The 19,035-nt window shown below is 74.1% G+C and carries 13 protein-coding genes; 7 read left to right on the forward strand and 6 right to left on the reverse strand.

Features of this window, described 5'->3' with window-relative positions:
- The first annotated feature begins 144 nt into the window (after nt 1–144).
- On the forward strand, nt 145–957 hold the full coding sequence (locus WMF22_RS31205; protein ID WP_438032143.1) for a fibro-slime domain-containing protein: 813 nt from the start codon (nt 145–147) through the stop codon (nt 955–957).
- 139 nt (nt 958–1,096) lie between these two features.
- Here WMF22_RS31205 and WMF22_RS31210 read toward each other — a convergent pair whose 3' ends face one another.
- Together WMF22_RS31210 and WMF22_RS31215 are read right to left on the reverse strand one after the other, a co-directional pair.
- Complete coding sequence (locus tag WMF22_RS31210; RefSeq protein ID WP_437293645.1) at nt 1,097–3,388, reverse strand: M20/M25/M40 family metallo-hydrolase; 2,292 nt, start codon at nt 3,386–3,388, stop codon at nt 1,097–1,099.
- A 15-nt stretch (nt 3,389–3,403) separates the two neighbouring features.
- On the reverse strand, nt 3,404–5,665 hold the full coding sequence (locus tag WMF22_RS31215) for a hypothetical protein (protein WP_438032144.1): 2,262 nt from the start codon (nt 5,663–5,665) through the stop codon (nt 3,404–3,406).
- A gap of 347 nt (nt 5,666–6,012) precedes the next feature.
- Here WMF22_RS31215 and WMF22_RS31220 point away from each other — a divergent pair, with 347 nt between their 5' ends.
- Nucleotides 6,013–6,297 carry a hypothetical protein gene (locus WMF22_RS31220; RefSeq protein ID WP_437293647.1) on the forward strand — a complete coding sequence of 95 codons (285 nt, stop codon included), beginning with the start codon at nt 6,013–6,015 and terminating at the stop codon, nt 6,295–6,297.
- Between the two features lie 34 nt (nt 6,298–6,331).
- On the opposite strand, the gene WMF22_RS31225 is transcribed toward WMF22_RS31220, so the two are convergent.
- Together WMF22_RS31225 and yedA are read right to left on the reverse strand one after the other, a co-directional pair.
- Nucleotides 6,332–7,426: an SMP-30/gluconolactonase/LRE family protein gene (locus WMF22_RS31225; protein ID WP_437293648.1), complete on the reverse strand. Its 1,095-nt coding sequence runs from the start codon at nt 7,424–7,426 to the stop codon at nt 6,332–6,334.
- A 160-nt stretch (nt 7,427–7,586) separates the two neighbouring features.
- On the reverse strand, nt 7,587–8,771 hold the full coding sequence (gene yedA, locus WMF22_RS31230; RefSeq protein WP_438032145.1) for a drug/metabolite exporter YedA: 1,185 nt from the start codon (nt 8,769–8,771) through the stop codon (nt 7,587–7,589).
- A gap of 154 nt (nt 8,772–8,925) precedes the next feature.
- On the opposite strand from yedA, the gene WMF22_RS31235 reads away from it, so the two are divergent.
- The 5 genes from WMF22_RS31235 to WMF22_RS31255 all read left to right on the forward strand — a co-directional run bounded on the left by WMF22_RS31235 (nt 8,926) and on the right by WMF22_RS31255 (nt 15,794).
- Nucleotides 8,926–10,386 carry a PLP-dependent aminotransferase family protein gene (locus WMF22_RS31235; protein ID WP_438032146.1) on the forward strand — a complete coding sequence of 487 codons (1,461 nt, stop codon included), beginning with the start codon at nt 8,926–8,928 and terminating at the stop codon, nt 10,384–10,386.
- Between the two features lie 112 nt (nt 10,387–10,498).
- Nucleotides 10,499–12,295, forward strand: a complete 1,797-nt coding sequence (locus WMF22_RS31240) for a hypothetical protein (protein WP_438032147.1) — start codon at nt 10,499–10,501, stop codon at nt 12,293–12,295.
- 110 nt (nt 12,296–12,405) lie between these two features.
- Complete coding sequence (locus WMF22_RS31245) at nt 12,406–12,852, forward strand: Rrf2 family transcriptional regulator (protein WP_438032148.1); 447 nt, start codon at nt 12,406–12,408, stop codon at nt 12,850–12,852.
- 221 nt (nt 12,853–13,073) lie between these two features.
- The gene (gene trxA, locus WMF22_RS31250; RefSeq protein ID WP_438032149.1) at nt 13,074–13,397 is read left to right on the forward strand and encodes a thioredoxin; all 324 of its coding nucleotides are present in this window, start codon (nt 13,074–13,076) and stop codon (nt 13,395–13,397) included.
- Nucleotides 13,398–13,820: 423 nt separating this feature from the next.
- Entirely contained in the window at nt 13,821–15,794 is a 1,974-nt protein-coding gene (locus WMF22_RS31255) for a serine/threonine protein kinase (RefSeq protein ID WP_437293653.1), read from the forward strand.
- A gap of 6 nt (nt 15,795–15,800) precedes the next feature.
- On the opposite strand, the gene WMF22_RS31260 is transcribed toward WMF22_RS31255, so the two are convergent.
- Both WMF22_RS31260 and sat read right to left on the reverse strand, forming a co-directional pair.
- On the reverse strand, nt 15,801–17,144 hold the full coding sequence (locus tag WMF22_RS31260) for a hypothetical protein (RefSeq protein WP_437293654.1): 1,344 nt from the start codon (nt 17,142–17,144) through the stop codon (nt 15,801–15,803).
- A gap of 70 nt (nt 17,145–17,214) precedes the next feature.
- Nucleotides 17,215–18,960: a sulfate adenylyltransferase gene (sat, locus tag WMF22_RS31265; protein ID WP_437293655.1), complete on the reverse strand. Its 1,746-nt coding sequence runs from the start codon at nt 18,958–18,960 to the stop codon at nt 17,215–17,217.
- Nucleotides 18,961–19,035 lie beyond the last annotated feature (75 nt).

Below are 19,035 nucleotides of genomic sequence, written 5' to 3' on the forward strand. Positions count from 1 at the left end.
CGCCGCGGCCCACGCGCACACAGCGCGCAAAACATGCGCAAACCACGCACAACGGACGCGCAGACCACGCGCGATATCCCCCACAGAAGGAGTCTTTACATGCTTAGGCCGCGACAGTCGAACTGGTGTGCTCCGCTCGCAACCATGCTTGTGTTGGCCGGGGTCGCGTGTGGGGGCAGCACCGATGGTGCGAGCGACTCCAGCAACAGCGCCGGCGCCGGGTACGGCTCGGGCACGGGCGGCAGCGACTTCGGGTCCGGTGTGTCGGCGGGCGCGGGCAACGGGAACGGCAGCAGCGGCAGCGGCGACGGGTGCAACGCGAGCCTCACGGGCATCGTGCGCGACTTCCGCGCCTACGAAGACGGCGAGGGGCACCCCGACTTCGAGACCTTCACGGGCCAGGGCCTGAAAGGCATCGTCGAGCGCGAGCTGGGCCCGGATCAGAAGCCCGTCTATGCGCATGACGGCGGGACCGCGCACACGACGGGGCCCGCGGAGTTCAACCAGTGGTACCGCGACGTCGACGGCGTGAACATGCCGATCGAGTTCACGATCACGCCCGTCGTCGGCGCGGACGGCATCGCCACCTACGAGAACCGGGCCTTCTTCCCCATCGACGAGCAGGGCTTCGGGAACGAGGGGAGACGGCACAACTTCCACTTCACGTTCGAGCTCCACATGACGTTCGTGTACAACGGCGGCGAGGAGTTCAGGTTCTCCGGCGACGACGATCTCTGGGTGTTCATCAACAACCGGCTCGCCATCGATCTGGGCGGCCTCCACGGCCCGCAGGACGACAGGCTCGACCTCGACGCGATGGCGAACGAGCTGGAGATCACGCCCGGGCAGGAGTACGCGCTCGACTTCTTCCACGCCGAGCGGCACACGACCGAATCGAACTTCACCATCCAGTCGACGCTCGCGTTCACGAACTGCGAACCCATCTTTGTGGACTGATCCGCTGGACTGATCCGCTCGACTGATCCGCTCGACTGATCCGCTCGACTGATCCGCTCGACTGATCCGCTCGACTGATCCCGCTCCACCTCTCCTGCCCAGCGAGGGCGGCGGGCCCGCTTCCGCGAGCCCGCCGGGGCTAAGGCCGGAACGACCCGCTGACGAACGTCGAATCGGCGAGGCGGTACGGCACGCCCATGATCTCCCTGGGCCGCGGCCCGCGCACGAGCTCGCGCGGGAGCTCGTAGGTCTGGTCCATCAGCCGGATCTCGATCGGCCCGGAGTCCTCGACCTCCAGCGACCACTCGATACCTCCCTGCGGCAAACCCATGTAGGTGAACCCCCAGCGGACATCGCGCTTCGCGTCGGCCGCGCGACCCCGCTCCTCCACGCCCTTTCCGTCCACCTCGGCGCGGATCACCCGGTTCGGGGACGTCACCTCGGCGAACAGCCAGGGGGCTCCGCGGGATGAGGCGACGCGGAGCCGGAGCGCCCGCACGCCGTCGCGCCGGACGTCGCCGAGCACCGTGAGCGAGGGCGCCGGGAGGGCGAGGGCCGGCGCCTCGGCCTGGCGCGTCACGCGCACGAACGGCACGGCGAACGAGGGCGCCTGCCCGCGATCGTCCGGGAAGTACGCGGCGGTCCACGGGTCGAGGTCTCGGTCGGCCGAGAGCCAGTGGGCCTCCCCGGCGGCGGTGTCGACCGCGTAGGCGAGGCTCGCCGGTCGGGGCCGCGCCTCGGTGAAGCCCGTGGTGGCGCAGGCGACGAGGAGCGCTGCGAGGCCGGAGACGCCGAACGCGAGCGAGAGCCGCGGCGAGCGGTCGCCGCCGAGCAGCTCGGCGTGCGGCAGGAAGAGCCCGAAGACGAGCGCGACGGCGAGGGCCGGCACCGCCGCCTTCGGCAGGCCCAGCGCGACGAAGAACAGGTACGGGCCGGGCACGGCCAGCGCGACCGCCGGCACCGCTGTCGCGACGAGGATCGCGGCGCCCGCGAGCGTGGGCGGGGCGTCGCCGCGCCGGATCGTCACCGCAGCGAGCCCGAGCAAGGCGAACGCGAGCGGCCAGGCGAAGTAGAAGCTCGCGCCCGGCATGAAGAGGCTCGCCGCCGCGAGGAGCACCAGCCACAGGAGCAGCGCGCCGAGGGCGAGCTCGCACGCGCCGAGCCGCCGCCGGAAGAACCGGTAGCCCGCCGCGGAGGCCGCTAGCGCGGCGAGCGCGAGCGCGAGCCGGTACGCGGGCGCGTTGTACGGCTCGAACGGCATCACCCGGAGGGCCGGGTGCACGCCGCGGAGGATCCACGCGAGCCCGCCCACGGCCGCGGCGACGCCGAGGAGCAGCGCCAGGAAGGCGAGGAGCCCCGCGGCGATCCGGCCCGGCGAGGCGGCCCGCCGCCGCACCGCGTGGAGCACCACGCCCGCGAACAGGCAGGTGACAAGCGCGGCGATCGGGAGCGTCCAGCCGATCGGGTGCGAGACGAGGTGGGCGCCCCACGTGTTGAAGTACACCGCGTCTCCGCGCCCGGGATCCCGCAGGTCGAGCGCGCCGAAGCGCCGCGCGAGCGAGAGCGCGTAGTCGCCGGCGTGCTGCACGCTCCGGAGGTCGAGGTTGTCCACGGTGTCGGACGGGGCGTGGTAGTGCGCGGCGCCGTCGCTGAAGGCGAAGTTCAGCCCGGGGATCCCCGCCCGCTTGAAGACGCTGAGATCGGTGCTGTGGCCCATGCGCCGCGCGACCTCGGGGAAGAGCGACGACGCCACCGGGTAGCCCGCGGCGCTGGCGAGCTCGCGGACGGGGAAGGCGTCGCCGGGCCCGGTGTCGAACATCGCGACGACGCCGCCGGCCCCGCGGGCGTCGAAGTTCAGCGCGATCCCCACCTCGCCGCGCAGCGGGTGCTCGTCCATGAACGCCTTGCCGCCGAGGACGCCCCCCTCCTCCGCGTCGGTGAACAGGAGCAGCACGTCGTTGCGCAGCGGGGGACCGCTCTTCAGGGCGCGCAGGGCCTCCAGGAGCGCCGCCACCCCGCTGCCGTCGTCGGCGGCGCCCGGGCTGCCGGGCACCGAGTCGTAGTGCGCGACGAGCGCGACCGCCCGGGTGCTGTCCGCGCCCGGCAGCCGCGCCACGATGTTCTCGACGTGCGCCGCGTCGTACGGCAGGCCCCACTGCCGGCCGAGGACCGAGGCGCGCTGGACCTCGGGCTGCACGCCGAGCTTCGAGAGCTCCGCGAGCAGGTAGTCGCGCGCCCGCCGGTGGCCCGCCGAGCCGGTGGGGCGCGGCTCGGCCGCGATGTGCGCGAGGTGCGCCCTGGCCCGCTCGGCCGAGAACACCTCGGGCGGCGCGCTCGCCGGGACGACGTCGGGAGGGCTCAGCTGCGCGATGCGGAGCGCGACCAGCGCGAGGAGCGCGAGGGCCGCGGCGAGGCGAGGAGACCACGCCATGGCGGTCGGTCGGCCTCAGCGCACCCGCGCCGGGGGCTCGCCCTGGGCGAGCTCGTCCTCGGGCCTGCGCGCGAGGCGCGCGGCCGCGCGCCGGTAGAGCTCCGTGAGCGGCGCGCGGTGCGCGGCGAGGAGCGCCGTGACCCCGGCCAGCCACAGGAGCACGAGCGGCACGAGCGCCGAGGAGGTCGTGTAGACGAGCACGGGGCGGAAGGCGCGCTCGCGCGTGACGAGCTCGCGGCGCGCTCGAACGGTCCGCTCGTAGTCCGGGAGCGACAGCGCGACCGGCGTCACCCCCTCCAGCACCGCGCCTCCAGGGGCGAGCGCGCCGCCGCCCTTGGCCAGATCGTCGTCCTTGGCCCTGCGCACGGCGGCGGGCGCCGGCGCCGCCGACTCGCTGTACGTGGAGTTCCAGCGCTCCGCCCTGTAGCTCCTCGCCGAGACGGCGAAGAGCCCGACAAGGAGCGCCAGGCCGCCCAGACCGAGCAGCACCACCATCGCGGCGGCGCGGCCGCGGCCTCCGAGGAGCCGCCCCGCGAGCCACGCCGCCAGGGCCGTCGCGATGCCGACCAGCAGCGCCACGAACGTGGCGGGCGCCAGGAACCACAGGCCCGCCATGAGCACCCCGCCCAGCGCGCGCAGCGCGCGCACGCGCCCGCGGCTCGCCGCCCCGCCGGGGCGGACGGCGATCCACGCGGCCACGAAGCCGACCGCCACCGCGAAGGCGTCGCCGGCGTCCGCGAACCACACCGGCCGGTCGCCGCCGAGCAGCGCGAGCGGCACCACGCGATCGGGCAGCCCGACCGTCAGCGCCACCTCGCTCGCGGTGAGCGGGTAGCCCGGCATCGGCAGCTCCAGGGTCCCTCCGAGCGAGTGCACCGCCGCCTGCGCCAGCGACTGCACCTGGATCGTGTGGCTCCCCGTCTGCAGCGGCACGAGCACCTCCTCCGCGGCCTTGCCCTGGTGCATGATCCGCTGCGCCTTCCCGTCGGTGGCGAGGTAGATCGGCCGCCCGCCCGGCGCGTAGGTCAGGTAGTCGATGCCGTTGTTCTCGTAGGTGAGCGCGTCGTCGGCCACGAGGTCTCCGCGCTCGGTCAGGACCAGGGTGCGGCGGTGGTCGCGCACCACCGCGGCGAGGACCTCGACCCCCGAGAGCGGCTCGACAGCGACCTCGACGCGCTGCCCTCGCTGCACGAGCAGGAGCCGCGACGTCGCCTGGGTCCGCGGGATCGGCGACTCGGCGGCGTCGACCTGGCGCGCGTCGCCCTTCACCGTGAGGCGGTGCTCGGCGTCGGACTCGAAGAGCCACCACTCGTAGGCGGAGCGCGGATCGGGCGAGAAGGCCCCGACCTTCGGGAGCGTGCCCGAGATCTTCATCTCCGCGGCGCGGCCCGAGGTGGGCAGCACGAGCTCGCCGCCCTCGACCCGGAAGCCGCTCGCGCCCGCGACGTCGAGCACCTTCTCCCCGAACGCGAGCGGCAGGCGCACGACGCCGAGGTCGCTGCCCGACCGCATGACGAGCCGGTACTCGAAGCCGATCTCCCGACCGACCCGCACCGCGCGCGACAGCTGGAACACCGTGGGGCCCGCGCTCTGCGACCCCTCGCCCCCGTCGGGGGTGAAGTGGAGCGTCGCCCCGCGGAGCCCCGAGAGCCGCGCGCCCTCGGCGACGGAGCCGCCGGTGATGTCGGCCTCGAACGTGTTGAGCGGACCGGCGACCAGGAGCGTGAGGTCGCCTTCGAGCCACAGGCTGCCCCGGAGCACGAAGCGGCGCGCGGCCGTCCAGAGGTAGTAGTGGTCGTCCTCGAAGCTGATCGGCGCGGCCTCGCGGCGCGACGCCGGCCGTCCATCGTCGAGCGTGGCCTCGATGCGGAGGTGCGCCGGCGGCCCGAAGAGCGGCACGGCCACGGGGCGGTCCGTGAGCACGCCGCCCGAGAGCTCGAACTGGAGCGGCCCCTCGCCCACCGCGCCCGTGATGCGCAGCCGATCGAGCGCGTAACAGCGCTCCTCGCAGCCCCCCGAGCCGCCGCGCTGATCGACCCAGCGAGAGAGCATCTCCAGCTGCCCAGCCCACGAGTCCGGCGGCGGCCCGTGCGCCTGCGCCTGCGCCGCGGCGCTCTTCGCCGCGGGCGTCGCTGGCGCCGGGCCCGCGGCAGGCGCCGCCGTCGGCGCGTCAGGCGCCTGCCCCATCGAGAGCGACGGAACGACGAGCAGCGACAGCACCACGAGAAGCCACAACAGCGTTGGTGGCGTGGCCTTGTTCCAGCGCGCGAGCGACATAGGGTGACTCCCTTCCTTGACCTGCCGAGCGAACGCGATGGCCGCCGCAGCGTCCTCATCAAACAACCTAGGGAAAAACGACGGCAACAAAATCGACATGAGGCCTTGACAGTTAACGCGTCGCGTCGCAGTGTCGTGGCGTCGCGATTGTGCCTCCGACGAAGCCACGAGGTGGCTCTGTTCGCGGGCACGGCCGTGCGGCGGGGCGCCCCTCGCTCCAGTGCACATCGCGTCTGGCGAGCCCGCGAGAGCGGGCGACGCGCGGGGCACGGGGGTCAACGCTGGATTCATCATTTCTGTACGCCCGCGGTCGTCGCGGGGGGACATACCGAAGTGGGAGGCAGACCATGAGTGAGACCCAGAGCATCACGGAGCCGAAGGCCGAGAACAGCGTGAACGGGAGCGCCGGGCCCGCGCAGGCGGCGGACGCCAGCGGCGGGGCGCCGGTCAAGCCGCCGTTCGTCGAGACGCTGCGCGAGCTGAGCACCTCCTGGGCAGGGGTGGCCATCGGTTACGGGCGGATCGCGCTCGAGGGCGCCGCGCGCGCCCTCGAACGATCGGCGGGGAAGCTCGGCGAGCTTCAAGAGAAGCTCAAGAAGGGTGAAGTGGCCGCAGCGGAAGGCGCCCGCTGAGCCCCGCCTCCAGCGCGCCGCCGGGGAGCGTCCATCACGGCGCTTCTGGCGGCGCGGGGACCGGCGCGCCGCCGATGCCGACGGCAACAGCATAGATCGAGCCGGTTGCGCCTCCGACGTAAAGGGTCCTCGCATCGAACCCCGGGCCCGCTCCGAACTGCGCATTGGCCACCCCGGTGGGGAAGCGCGCCAGGAGTTCCGCCTCCCCAAGGGCGGCGCCGCCCGCGTCGAGCCTCACGCGATGGAGCGTCCGGTTCTCGTCATCGACCGTGTAGAGGTGACCACACGTATCGAGGACGAGTCCCTCGAGCACGGACGAGGCGACCGTGACCACGAGCGAGGGAGGTTCGCCTGGGTTGTTCAGGTCGATCTTGCGGATCTCGCCGGCAGAGGAGTTGGTGTAGAAAACCGCCCATCGCGCCGGGTCGAAGACGATTCCGTTCGGCTCGCTCACCTCGGGGGCGCCGCTCGCGATCTCGTCGATCGTGGCATCGGGGTTGATGCGAATCACCCGGCCGCCCGCGAGGTCGGTCGCCCAGACGTTGCCCAGCGCGTCCGGAGCGAGGCCGTTCGGGTCCGTGAGGCCTGTCACGTAGTCGTCGACCGCTCCGGTCGCCGAGACCTGGACGACGGCGCCCAGCTCCGGCCGCGCCGCCACGAGGGTCCCGTCGGGCCGGTACCGGAGCCCGGGCACGGGGCCCGGCAGAGACGCGAAGTTCGTGGTCCGGCCCGTGGCGTCGAAGCGGATGAGGTTCGGCCCCCGCTTGGCGACGAGGTAACCCCGGCCGTCGAACACGAAGTCCTCGCTGCCGCTGAACACGTCCGTGACCAGCGCCGGCTCGAAGGGTCCGGGCGCGAGCGCCGCGCACTCGCCGCTCGGCCCCGCGCCCGCGCCCGCGCCGACGGCCGCCCCGCCGCCTTCGCCGGCGCCCACCGCCGCGCCGCCGCCTTCTCCGGCGCCCACTGCCGCGCCGCCGCCCTCTCCGGTGCTCGTGGCCGCGCCGCCGCCTTCGCCGGCGCCCGCGCTCGCCCCGCTGCTCGACGCAGCGCCGACGTGGCCGCCGCTGCACGCCGACGGCGCCCCGAACAGGAGCAGCGCCCAGCCGAGCAGCCGGTACCCTCTCTTCATCTACCTCGCCTCCTCGCCGCGCACACTACACGCCGCCCCCCGCATTGCCTACGGTCGACGGCGCGCGCCCGGGGCGCGAAGGCGGCCGGCGCGACGCGCCGTCGGAGCGGGGTGGGGGTGGGTGTGGCCGGTGAGCGCAGCGCGGCGCGTCGCGGCGCGCCTAGCGCCGCGAGACGATGACGACGCCGGCGCCGACGATGGCCGCCGCGGCCCAGGTCGTCGCGGAGGCCCGCTCGCCGCCGAGCAGGACGCCGAGCGCGATGGCGACGATCGGGTTCACGTACGCGTAGCTCGTCGCGATCGCCGGGCGCGTGCTCCGCAGCAGGTACGTGTACGCGCTGAGGGCCACGATCGATCCGAACACCGCCAGATAGGCGAGCGCGAGGAGCGACCGCGATGAGGGCGCCGCCGCGAGGTGCTCGCCCGAGAGCGCGCTCACCCCGAGCATCACCGCGCCGGCCGCGAGCATCTCCGCCGCGACCGCCATCGGCCCTTCCGGGAGCGGCAGCGAGCGGCTGTACAGCGAGCCGAGCGCCCACGACACGGGGGCCAGCAAGATGAGCAGGGCCCCGGCGTGCGCCGCGCGGAGATCGCCGCCGAGGTGGAGGAGCGCCGCGCCCGCGAACCCGACGAGGAGCCCGATCCACTCGCGCCGGGAGACCGCCGGGGCGCCGGCGGGCGCGCCGCCGGCGGCGCCCCTGCCTCGCGCGGTGGCGAAGAGCGCCAGCCAGAGCGGCATCGTGGACACCACGACCGCGGCGACGCCCGAGCTCACCCACTGCTGCGAGACGACGACGAACCCGTTGCCGAAGACGAGCAGCAGCACCCCGACCCGCGCGGCCGCGCCCCACTGCCGCAGCGTCGGGCGAGGGGCGCCGCGCAGCCGGAGCACGCCGTAGAGCAGCGCGCCCGCCGTCATGAAGCGCGTCCCGGCCAGCAAGAAGGGCGGCATCGTCTCGAGCGCGACCGAGACCGCCAGGTACGTCGAGCCCCAGATCACGTACAGCGCGAGGAGCGAGAGCAGCACCAGCCAGCTCCCCCGCGCCTTCGCCAGCGCCGCGCGCAGCGTCTTGCCTGCCTCGCCTCTCGCCACCGCGATCTGCGCCGGCTCGAGCGCCTCCACCACGAGGAGCCCGCGCCCCTCGCCTCCATAGCTGGAGCCGGCCTCCAGCACCACGTCCTCCGGCTCCCCCTCGCGGGTGATCCAGACCGCGCCGGCGGTACAGCTCAGGAGCAGCGGGCCGCCCCGCAGGCGGTGCGTCCACAGGCGACCCTTCCCGAGCTCGATCCGCGACGGCTCCAGGAGGCGCGATGGCGGCTCCGAAACAAGTGAGGTCAATTTCATGCCCCGGAGGGTGGGGCCAGGCGAGCGACCGGTACAGAGGCAGTCGGTTGGTAATTGAGGCCGGTACAGTTTCCGGAACAGGCGACTGTGCTGGTCCTCACGCCCGGCAGCTGTACCGGTACCGCAGGGCCCGCCCGGCTGTACACTTCGTCTCGTGCAGGTGCAGGCGCCCATCGAAGCGGAAGCAGATGACGAGGCCCACCTCTACGACCGCGTCGCCGCGCACGTCGCGGATCTGATCGCGCGCGGCGCGCTGCGGCCGGGCGACCGGATCCCGTCGGTGCGGCGGCTCAGCCGGCAGCAGGGGGTCAGCGTCGCGACGGTGCTGCAGGCGTACATGCAGCTGGAGAACCGCGGGCTCATCGAGGCGCGCCCGCAGTCGGGGCACTACGTCCGCGCCCGCCGGGGCACGGCGCTGCCCGAGCCCCGGGCCGCGCGCCCCTGCACGACCGCCACGCGGGTCAGCGTGAAGAGCCTCGTGTCCAAGGTCTACCGGGCGTGCCGCGACCCGCACATCGTCCCGTTCGGCGCGGCGTGCCCGAGCCCGGAGCTCCTGCCGACCGACAAGCTGAACCGGATCCTCAGCGCGATCGCGCGGAGCGCGGGCGGCGCCGGCGTCTCGTACGATCCGCCGCCCGGCCTGCCGGCGCTGCGGCGGCAGATCGCCCGGCGCTCGGTCGAGTCGGGCGTCGCGCTCTCCCCCGACGACATCGTGACGACGGTCGGCGCCATGGAGGCGCTCCACCTCTGCCTGCGCGCTGTCGCCCGCCGGGGCGACACGGTCGCGCTGGAGTCGCCGGCGTACTACGGGCTCCTCCAGCTCATCGAGAGCCTCGGCATCAAGGCGATCGAGGTCCCGTCGCACCCCCGCACCGGCATGGACCTCGACGTCCTCGAGGAGATGCTGGGCCGCCACCGCATCAAGGCGTGCCTCGCGATCCCGAACTTCAACAACCCCCTCGGCAGCGCCATGCCCGACGAGGCGAAGGAGCGGCTCGTCGCGATGCTCGCGCGCCGCGAGGTGCCGCTCATCGAGGACGACATCTACGGCGATCTGCACTTTGGCGACGTCCGCCCCCGCCCCGCCAAGGCGTTCGACAAGAAGGGCCTCGTGATGCTCTGCTCGTCGTTCACGAAAACGGTGGCGCCGGGCTACCGGGTCGGCTGGACAGCGCCCGGCCGCTTCCTCGACGAGGTCGAGCAGCTCAAGTTCGCGCAGAGCGTGGCGACCGCGACGCTGCCGCAGATGGCGATCGCCGAGTTCCTCGAGATCGGCGGGTACGACCACCACCTGCGGACGCTCCGGCGCCGGCTCGCCGCCCAGGTCGCGCGCATGAGCGAGGCGATCGCCGAGCACTTCCCGCCCGGCACCCGCGTCTCGCGCCCCGCCGGCGGCTTCGTGCTCTGGGTCGAGCTGCCGCCCGGCACGAGCGCGCTCGACGTGCACGAGCGCGCGCTCGAGCACGGCATCAGCGTCGCGCCGGGGCCGATCTTCTCGGCCAAGCACCGCTTCTCGAACTACATCCGGGTGAACTGCGGCTACCCGTTCACGGAGCTGAGCGAGCACGCGGTCCGGACGCTCGGGCGGATCTGCGCCGAGACCGCCGAGGGATGACGCGGTGGACGGCCGCGGCCCCGGCGGCGGCCGGCGCGCCCTGGATGCCGTACCCGCGCTGAAGTAGAACCTTCCCTCTCGATCGAGCGCCCGCCCCGACGAGCCCACGCCCTTGCGCCCCCGACATCCCGCGTCCCTTCCTTCGCCCGCGCCCCCGCCGACGCCCGCGCCGCGGCCTGCGCTCCCGATCCTGCGTGCGCGCCGCCCGTCCGAGCCCGCCCGCGCCGCGGCTCCATCGCCCGCCCTCGCGGCCTGGGCGCTCGCGGCCTCGCTCGCCGTCCTGCCCGCCTGCGGCGCCGGGGCGATCGCCTCGCCGGGCGCGCCGCCGCCGGAGACCCTGCGCGCGCTGCCGGATCGCATCGACGGCAGCACCCTCCTCGGCGGGGACGCCCAGCGCGCAGCGCAGGCGGGCGCGAGCGCGCTGCGGGTGATCGGCGCGGACATGGCGTCCGACGGCGATCGGCTCGGCGCCTTCGTCGAGGTGCCCGCCGGCGAGTGCATGCTCGCGATGGCGCGGGTCTCGCCGACGATCAGCGACGTCGACCTGTTCGCCTTCGAGGACGACGGCAGCGCCTTCTCGACGGACGAGGCCGCCGACGCGCGCGCGTCCATCCTCGTCTGCCCGCCGCACCCGCGGAGGCTCTATGTCATGGCGCGCGTGATGTCGGGCGCCGGGGCGGTGAGCGTCGGCGTGCAGAGCGTGCCGGTCAAGGCGGCCGACGCGGTCGCGCGCGCCGTCGGCGCGCGCGGCAGGTCCGGCGACGAGAGCGGGCGCCTCGAGTCGTGGCCCGGCCTGGAGGCGAAGATCAGGGCGCGCCGCGCCGCGGTCGGCGCGCGCTGGGACGACGTCCGGCGCGTCGCGCTGCCCGTCGGATCGAGGACCGCGAGCCGGATCGGCGCCACCCTCGACGGCGGCCGCTGCCTCGACGTGCTCGTCTCGCCGAGCGACGAGGTCGCCTCGCTCGAGGTGGTCGCGGAGGACGAGACCGGCAGGGTCGTCGCGCGCGCGCGCGAGCGGGGCCAGGATCGCTCGCTGCTGCTCTGCTCGGCGGTCTCCGTCGATCTCTCGATCGCGATCCGCTCGCGCGGCACGCAGGGCCTCGTGGCCGTCGTCGTGGGCCGCTCGCAGCCGGGCGCCGAGGCGGAGATCTCCGGCGCCACGCCGATCGAGCGCGTGACCGAGGGCCGCGACCTCGCCGAGGCGCGGGCGGACCACGCCCGCGCGCTCGCCGGCCGGGGCCACGGCGCGCCGCGCGTGTCGACAGGGGCCGCGCGGCTCGGCAGCCGGACGACGCTGCCGATCGAGCTGCCGGCCGGCTGCGCGCGGATCGACGTGCTGGCCGGCAAGCCGCTCGCCGACGTGCTCGCGGAGCTCTGGAGCGAGGGCCACGCCCTCCTCGGCCGCGCCCGTGGCGGCGCCCGGGCGACGCTCTTCACCTGCGGGCGCGGCGGCCCGGCCCGCGTCGACGTCGAGTCGATGGCGCAGCCTGGCCCGTTCGCCGTGGAGGTCCGCAAGGAGCCCGAGGCCCCGCCGGCGCTCGTCGCCCATCCGCTCGCCGCCGCGAGGCTGCTCGGGCGCCTGAGCGCCGCCGGCCCCGCCGACGCCGCGGGGGCGGCCGGCGCGCAGGCGGTGGGGCTCGACGCCGCGCGCCTCAAGATCCTCCCGCTCCCGATCCCGGCCAACACGTGCGCCGAGGTGATCGTGGCGCTCGACGCCGACGGCGCGGGCGTCGACCTGCGGCTCGTCGACACCTCGACGGGCGAGAGCTCGCTCGCCAGGGCGCGGCACGTCGTGTCCGACAGCCGCTGCGCCGGCCCGGCGGCCGTCCCCGCGTCGATCGAGCTGCGCCTCGCGGACGGCAAGGGAGACGCCCTCGTGCTGATCCGCACCTCGCCCAGGTCTCGCTGAGCGAGCAGGCGCCGAGGCGCGAGCGCGCGAACGCACGAGCGCCAGGCCGCCCGCCGCGCCTTGACAGCGGAACCCCCCGAGCCCTCAGATGACGGCCGAGGGGCCGTTCGATGTCCTCGGGTCGCTTCGCCATCGCCACGCACGCCCTCGCGCTGCTCGCCCAGTCCGACGAGAGCTGCGCGAGCGACGCGCTGTCGGCGAGCATCAACACGAACCCGGCCTTCCTGCGGCGCATCCTCGCGCGGCTGTCGCAGGCCGGGCTCATCGAGGCGCGGGAGGGCCGCTCGGGCGGCTATCGCCTGGCGAGGCCGGCGAAGAAGATCCGCCTGAGCGAGGTGTACGCCGCCGTCGAGCCGAAAGGCGCCATCGCGCCGAGCCCGTGCGAGCCGAACGCGAGGTGCCCGATCGGGTCGGGGATCCAGCGGGCGTTCGATGAGGTCGCGGAGGCCGCCAACGCAGGGCTGCTGCGCGGCCTCGCGCAGAAGACCGTCGCGGACATCGCGCTCCGGGCGCAGCACCTCGGCCGCCCGGCGCCTGCGCCGGTCAAGGCCGGCTGATCGCGGAGGCGCCTGGCCGCGCGGCGACGCCGCGCCGGCCCCCTGCCCGGGACACGCGTGGCCGCCCTCCCTGCGGGCGGCCGAGGCGCTTCCCTGGCAGAAACTGAAACCGTGCATATAACAGTTGGAGCGAGCGTGGCTGTCGAGGCGCGGGCCGGCATCGGGCCGGCGCGTCGCGGCCAGGGCCCGCTCAATCCCGAGACAACCGAAAGGACAGCGCCATGGGCAGCAACCATGTCATCGAAGTCAACGACCTGAATTTCGCGCAGGAGGTCCTGCAGACGGACACGCCGGTGCTCGTGGACTTCTCGGCATCCTGGTGCGCCCCCTGCAAGCGGCTCGCGCCGATCGTCGATGAGATCGCCGCCGAGACGGCGGGCGAGGTGAAGGTGGTCAAGCTCGACGTCGACGCGTCGCCCGAGGCCGCGCAGCGGTTCGGCATCCGCGGCCTGCCGACGGTGGTCGCCTTCCAGAAGGGCGAGCCCGTCGGGCGGCACGTCGGCCTCACGAACAAGAAGACGCTGCTCGCGCTCCTCGGACGTTGAGCGCGCCGAGCGCGAGCACCTCGAGCGCATCGCGCACCTCGAGCCTCCGCCGGCGATCGTCCGCGCCGTGACGTGACGCGCCCCACATCGCGCCCCCTGCGCGACGGAGACGCCACCACAGCGCGCGCCAGGACCGCTGGACCCCCGACATCGACCTTCATTTCGCGAGCGGCTCCCGCCTTCACCCCGACCGCACGGGATGTGCGCGGCGCGCCGCCGTCGCGTTGCGCGCCGGCCGTCTTCTACGGACGCAGCATCCCGTTGACATGACCACCCGATACGAGATTTTCTCGTCCGAGGAAGCCCAGCACTCCGCAACGCCGCTCGCTGCCGTCCGTCGAGGCGGTCGAGGGTCGCCACGCGGAGCCCTGCCGATGTGGGTATTTCTGGCACGGCGCGACCGAGCCTGGCTTCCCGGACGCCATGGCCCTGTTCGACGACGACTTCGAGACGCTCGAGCAGCTCCCCGAGATGCGAAAATCTCGCGGGAAGGGCGGAGATTCGCACGGCCAGAGCCCCACCCCCGTGAGCCTCGGCCGCGCCCGCGCGGAGCTCACGGATCTGTCCAGCGACGGCCCCCGCTACGAGATGCGGTCGCTGCTCGGCGTCGGGGGGATGGGCGAGGTCCACTTCTGCAGGGACCGCCGCATCGGCCGCGACGTGGCCATGAAGGTCATCCGCGCCGAGCACCAGGGCGACACGACGCTGCGCCACCGGTTCCTCCGCGAGGCCCGGGTGCAGGGCCAGCTCGAGCACCCGTCGATCGTGCCCGTCTACGACCTCGGCGCGGACAACAAGGGCTCGGCGTACTTCACGATGAAGCGCCTCCGGGGCCTCACGCTGGCGAGGATCCTGAACGAGCTCCGCGAGGGCGACCCGACGGCGCTCCAGAGCTTCTCGCGCCGCAGGCTGCTCACCGCCTTCTCGTCGGTCTGCATCGCCGTCGACTTCGCGCACTCGCGCGGCGTGCTCCACCGCGACCTCAAGCCCGCCAACATCATGCTCGGCGACTTCGGCGAGGTGTACCTGCTCGACTGGGGCGTCGCGAAGCTCATCGACACGCCGCTCCAGACGATCGACATGGGCGAAGATCCCATGAGCACGCGGACCATCCCGGGCGACGTGCTCGGGACCCTCGGGTACATGTCGCCGGAGCAGGCGCAGGGGTGCGTCGACACGCTCGACGTGCGCAGCGACATCTACTCGCTCGGCGCGATCCTCTTCGAGCTCCTCACGCTCAAGCCGCTGCACCCGAAGAAGGACCGCACCGAGATGCTCGACTCGCTCCTCCACGGCGCCGACGCGCGGGCGTCGGTGCGCGCGCCCGAGCGCGAGGTGCCGCCGGAGCTCGACGCGATCTGCGTGACGGCGACGCGGCGCGAGCCCTCCGAGCGCTACCCGTCCGCCCGCGCGCTCTACGAGGCGGTCGAGCGGTTCCTCGACGGCGACAAGGACGTGGAGCTCCGCCGCGACCTCGCGGCGCGGCACGCGGGGCTGGCCGAGGAGCGCGTCACGGAGGCGCTCGCCGGCGGCAAGGAGGCCGAGGGCGCGCGGAAGGCGCTGCTCAGCGAGGTCGGCCAGGCGCTCGCCTTCGATCCGTCCAACGAGCGCGCCCTGGAGACGCTCCGGCGCGTCCTGACCGAGCCGCCGCGCGAGATGCCGGCGGAGGTGCTCGCCGAGCTGGACGCGGCCGCGGCGGCGCGGCACCGGCTGCAGCTGCGCGCGGGCATGCGCGCCGAGCTGCTCGCGACGGCGATCGCGACGCTGGTCGCCGCCGTGTGGCTGGGCATCCGGGAGTGGCAGGTCTTCGCCTTCATCCTGGGCTTCACCGCCCTGGCGGCGCTGATGAAGTTCCTCGCCGCGCGCGTCGTCCACCGCCCGTCCGCGGAGTGGTACGCCTACGCCGGCTTCGTCTTCAACGTGCTCAGCTTCCTGTGCATCGGGCGCGGCTTCGGCCCGCTGCTCTTCATGCCGATGCTGCTCGTCATCCTCACGTACGCGAACTCGTTCACGTACCGGACGGCCTACCGCGTCGCCGTCGTCGTGACCAGCTGCGTCGCGGTGCTGGCCGCCGCGTGGATCGAGTACTCGGGCGTCCTGCCCCGCTCGTACGAGTTCGCGGGCGGCGCGATGGTCATCCTGCCGCAGGCCGTCGAGCACTCGAAGATCGCGACCATGACGGCGCTGACGCTGACGACCCTGTTCATGCTGGTCGTGCCGGCGTTCATGATGGGCCAGCACCAGCACGCGCTGCGCGCGGCGGAGCGGCGCGCGTTCCTGCAGGCCTGGCAGCTCCGCCAGCTGCTGCCGGAGCGAGCCCAGCCCGGCGCCGCGGCCGGCCCAGGCCTGGAGCAGGCCCCACGCCGCCGCCCGAGGCGCCCCCGCACCGCGGAGTGAGCGGGGTCAGTCCATCGGCCAGACCGCGACGACCCAGATAGGCGAGCCGCCGCGCGCGGACACGCGGAGGGCGGCGCTCTCCTCGATCTCGGAGCAGAACGCCACGCCGGCGCTCTCGCCGTTCTCGCCGGCGTCGTCGCGCCCGGCGCGGTCGCCGATCTCGACGGAGATCCGGAGCGCGCGCAGCTCGCCCCGGGCCAGCGCCGCCGCCGCGAAGTAGCAGCGGCCCGGCTCGACCTGGACCGGGACGAGCGTGTCGCCCTGCGCGCCGACCGCCTCGGCGATCACCTGCGCGCGCGGCGCGGGCGCGTGGCGGCGGCGCAGCGCGGCGGCCAGGTTGCCCCGGGCGCGCGCGCCGAAGTGCCCCGGCACGAACGCGGACATCGGCCACTGCGCGTCGGACAGCACGACCTTCACCGGCCCCGCGGCCCCGAGGAAGGGCACCTCGACGACCCCCTGCTCGCCCAGACAGAAATCGAGCCGCGCGTCGGGCGCGTCGGACCTGTCGCGATCGAGCAGCCTGCCCGTGGTCCCCTCGCGCGCCTCGGCGTCGAGGTCGGTCGCGCGGCGCAACGCGGCGCTCGGCACCTCGGCCATCAGGTCGAGGCGGTGGCAGCCCTCGGGGAGCTTGACCGAGAACTGCCCCGTCCCGATCGACGAGGCGCGCATGTCGGTCGGAGCGACGCGCGGCGCCCCTTCCGCGAGCGCGCGCCGCGCGGCCCGCGCGACCCGGGCGTCGAGCGGCCCCGGCTCGGAGGGCCGCCCGGGGTCGCCGCGCGGCGCGACGGGCCCGGACGCGCGCTCCGGCAGGATGGCCTCGACGCGCTCCAGCGGCCCGCTCGACGCGGCGACGACGACGTCGAACGCGCTGCGCGTCGAGAGCACCTCGATCGCCACGCGGCGCAGCCCCTCGCGCTCGGCTCCGCACCGCGTGATGGCCGCGACCCCGGCGACGCTCGGGACGCGGCGGTCGTCCTCGGGCTCCGCGCCGCGCAGCTGCTGGACGAGGCCCTCGAGGGCGGAGACGCCGCCCGACGGCCCCTCGGGCGAGAGCGTGAACTCCGCCGTGCGCGGCGCGAGGAACGCGGCGGTGAGGCACTCGTCCGCCGCCGCGCCGGCAGCGCCAGCCGCGCGGGCCGGGCCGGCGGGCGGATCGATCGCCACGACCCGGGCGCGGCCGTGCTCGAGGAAGATGGGGGGGAGGCGCGCGACGCGCGCGCCCGAGAGCGACCACATCCGCGCCACGCGCGCGGCGTCGTCGCTGAGATCCGCGCGCGCCGGCGTCCCCGCGGAGACGCCGGCGAGCGCGGCGAGGAGCGAGAGGGCCGCGGCGCGCGCGGCCCGCGCCACACGCGCCCCGTCGGATGCCGCGCGGCCCCGCTCGGCGGCGCCGCCCGCCGCGGCCCTCAGGCGCTCGCGGCTACGACGACTTGCGCATCGACTCGATGAGGATGCGCGCGACCTCCGGACGGGAGAACTCCGGCGGCGGCAGCTCGCCGCGCTGCAGCAGCTCGCGCACCTTCGTCCCGGACAGGTTGACCTGCGTCGACGCATCACCAGGCGCCGTCTTCGCCGTGGCCATCGCGCCGACCACCGTCGAGTAGAACGCGTTCTCGAAGTTGAGCGTGGTGATGCCGAGCTCTCCGGGGCTGAAGGCATTGAAGATCTCCTGCGCGTCGTACGTGCCGTAGTAGCTGCCGACGCCGGCGTGATCGCGCCCCACGATGAAGTGCGAGCAGCCGTAGTTCTTGCGCGCCAGCGCGTGGAAGATCGCCTCGCGCGGCCCCGCGTAGCGCATCGCCGCCGGGTAGATCGAGAGGAGCACGCGGTCCTTCACATAGTACTTCGCGATGAGCTCCTCGTAGCAACGCATCCGCACGTCCGCCGGGATGTCGTCCGACTTGGTCGCGCCGACGAGCGGGTGGATCATCAGGCCGTCGCAGATCTCCAGCGCCGTCTTGGTGATGAACTCGTGCGCCCTGTGGATCGGGTTCCGCGTCTGGAACCCGACGATGCGGCGCCAGCCCTTCTCGGCGAAGTACGCCCGCGTCGTCGCCGGGCCCCGGTCGTACGCCGGGAACGCCGAGTCGACGGGCCGCTCCAGCACGCGGATCTCGCCGCCGACGTACACGGGGCCCGTGCCCATCAGGTACGCGACGCCCGGGTGCTTCGTCTCGGTCGTCCGGAACACCTCCTGCGCCTCGAGCTCCTTGTTCGGCCGCCACTTGTCGCTCAGCTCGATGACCGCGACGATGCGGCCGTCGCGCGCGCGGAGCGCCGCCTCGGAGCCCACGCGGAGCCCCTCCGCCGCCTGCTCGGAGACGGCGAGCGTGATCGGCATCGACCACGGCAGGCCGCTCTCGAGCCGCATCTCGCGCACGACGCGCAGGTAGTCCTTCGAGTTCATGAAGCCGCGCAGCGGCGAGAACGCCCCGATCGCGATCATCTCGACGTCGCTCTCGGTCCGCTCGTCGAGCTCGATGACCGGCAGCCCCTTCGCCCGCTCCGCGAGCGACGCCTTCGCCGCGCCCTCGACCCACCGGTTCACGAGCTCGCCGCCGTGCGGCGCGATCAGCCCGCGCGCTCCGCCCGCGGCCGCCCCCGCGGCGGCCGCGCCGGACACGGCGACCGCGGCGCCGCGGCGCGGGACGTAGCCGAGCTCCTCGAGCTTGGCGAGGATCTTGGCGAGGCTCTCCTCCTTCGTCTCCTTGCCGGTGTCAACGACCACCTCGGGGCTCTCGGGCGCCTCGTACGGATCGTCGATGCCCGTGAAGTTCTTGATCTCGCCCGCGAGCGCCTTCTTGTAGAGCCCCTTCGCGTCGCGCTCGGCGAGCACGGGGATCTCGCAGGAGCAGAACACCTCGACGAAGTGGGGGATCTGGGCCCGCTGCTCGTCACGGATCGCCTTGTACGGGCTGATGGCGGCCGTCATCGCGCACGCGCCCGACCGGGCGATGAGCTTCGCCACGTATCCGATTCGCCGGATGTTCGTATCGCGGTCCTCCTTCGAGAACCCGAGGCCCTTCGAGAGGTTGGTGCGCACCTCGTCGCCGTCGAGCACCTCCACGTGGACGGAGCGGGCGCGGAGCTCGGCCGAGAGCATCGCCGCGAGCGTGCTCTTGCCGGCGCCGCTCAAACCGGTGAACCAGACAACAAAACCTGACATTTAGGCAACTCCTTCGATGATCAAGTGACGACTACGGACTCGGCCGCTCCGGGCCTCGGGTGCAGACCCCTCAAC

It is taken from the genome of Sorangium sp. So ce204 (assembly GCF_051526795.1).
GTDB lineage: Bacteria > Myxococcota_A > Polyangia > Polyangiales > Polyangiaceae > Sorangium > Sorangium cellulosum_B.